At 41.8% G+C, this 1,512-nt stretch carries 2 protein-coding genes; both read right to left on the bottom strand.

Annotation, left to right across the window (positions count from 1 at the left end):
- Positions 1-544: 544 nt before the first annotated feature.
- Positions 545-778, bottom strand: a complete 234-nt coding sequence (locus K245_RS0121630; RefSeq protein WP_035278004.1) for a helix-turn-helix transcriptional regulator — start codon at positions 776-778, stop codon at positions 545-547.
- Positions 771-1,421 carry an HNH endonuclease gene (locus tag K245_RS25905; protein WP_035278002.1) on the bottom strand — a complete coding sequence of 217 codons (651 nt, stop codon included), beginning with the start codon at positions 1,419-1,421 and terminating at the stop codon, positions 771-773. Before K245_RS25905 ends, K245_RS0121630 begins: the two co-directional genes overlap by 8 nt.
- Positions 1,422-1,512 lie beyond the last annotated feature (91 nt).

Raw genomic sequence — 1,512 nt, 5'->3', positions numbered from 1 at the left:
AATCGACATATTTTTGACAGGCAATCAGACGGGCTTTTTTTATTCAATTCATGCGGCAGTGGTGCCAAAGCAGACGCAAAATGGTGCCAAAGCGCCCGCCGCTTTACACAACAATCATGCTTTGAATTGTGGGGACAATGTGGGGACAGGATATTGATATTGTATTCTATCTGCCCCCACTATTGATATAAACAAGCCATAACCCACTGAAATATTTGGTACCTGGAACCGGAATCGAACCGGTACAGCCTTGCAGCCGAGGGATTTTAAGTCCATTATCTATATGTTTATATATATAATAATATAAATAAGTTATAATTATTATTTCTAATAATCCCAACATCATTCCCAACAAGGCTAAAAGATATGATATCCTTTTAAATTTCCCAAGTGAATGTCATCTTTGTGTGCTTTCCTTTCGTCCTGTGACAATATTTCTTTGCTCTGCAAGACCTTTAACCATCATTCCAGTTCAAACTTTTTTACATGCGGATCAATCCTAAGCCAAAGCTTTTTTTGCCAGGCCCCGGTTAAAGGGCTTGGTCTACCGTTCAATCCTGCGCTCAAACTTCTCAAGATCAGACTTGTAGTAGAAAACTTTTTTAACTCCCACCTTTATATATGTAGGGCCTGTCATTTCTTGCCTCCATTTAGTTAAAGCTCTCGGAGTAACGCGTAAAAATTCAGCAGCCTCTTTAGTGGTTAATTTTCTTTTTTCATCTTTTCGAGCCTCTACTATCTGGTCGATTATTTGTTTTCTATTATTCTTATCACCCATTTATCACCTCGTTTATATGGCCGGGTTTGCTTATCTCTGTTGATTGTCTGTAAAGCCTACTGATTTTTCTTGCGGCTGATAAAAACAGTAAATACTCATGCTCGTTGAATCTGTGATCATGGCACTTGGAATGGCATCCTATGCAGAGAGTCATGAGATTACCGAGTTCATCGCCGCCACCTTCGAGGCCGCCTTTTGATTTAATATGGTGCGGAGTTAGATTTGAACGCGCTCCACATACGCAACATCTGTTGCCGTCACGGTCTTTCATCCTGATTACCTGGGTTGTCCATGCCTGGCCTTCCAGATAAAAGATGTCCGGTTTTCTGCTCCCTGAATAAGCTACGCCGGAATTGGTCACAGCATAGCTATCAAGCGGAGCAAAAACATTTAAATAACGATATCGTTCTGGAGGAGGGATAGCACCTCCTGAAATTCTTGTAAAAAGATCACAGCATCTTTCGATATGATTTATAAAATCCTTTTCAGATATTTCCCCGGACGCTATTGACTCGATGCCTGAGTAGTCTTTTAGGATCTCATGCATCTCGGCTTTGGTTATCCGTCCCGAATCCCAGAACCAGGCCCACCATTCGACGACCACTCCCCAGTAATATCCCCTTGCCTCATCAGATATCCGCATGGGAGACCATTCTTTAATTTGATTACCACTCTGCCTCAGCAATAGAAAGCATGGTTGATGGCATGGGCGGAGTCCTAAGAGCAACATAAAT

Source organism: Desulforegula conservatrix Mb1Pa, from assembly GCF_000426225.1.
GTDB classification, from domain to species: Bacteria; Desulfobacterota; Desulfobacteria; order Desulfobacterales; family Desulforegulaceae; genus Desulforegula; species Desulforegula conservatrix.
The sequence above is the reverse complement of the archived record's forward strand: the minus strand, read 5'-3'. Positions and strand labels throughout refer to the sequence as shown.